We start from the raw sequence: 225 nt of genomic DNA on the forward strand, positions 1-225 counted from the left end.
TCGGGCCTCGCCATAAACGCCGTGCCGTGCAGCATCGCCGTCCAGCGGGGCGGCGGCAGCGGGGGGTCGTGCAGGACCGAGGCCGCCCGCAAGCGCCGGGTCCCGTCGAGCAGGAAGACCGGGAAAGCGGGCTTGAGCGCGCCGCCATAACCGAACGCGGCCAGGACGATCCTGCCGCACGTCGGCGTGAGCGCGCAGGACCCGTAGCCGTGACCGCGTCGGTGA

The 225-nt window shown here is 73.8% G+C and carries 1 pseudogene; it reads right to left on the reverse strand.

From position 1 onward, the window contains the following. Window positions 1-225 (reverse strand): annotated as a pseudogene (locus E0702_RS19850) (NAD(FAD)-dependent dehydrogenase); the annotation flags it as partial.

The sequence above is a fragment of the Halomonas marinisediminis genome, from assembly GCF_004347715.1.
GTDB classification, from domain to species: Bacteria; Pseudomonadota; Gammaproteobacteria; order Pseudomonadales; family Halomonadaceae; genus Halomonas; species Halomonas icarae.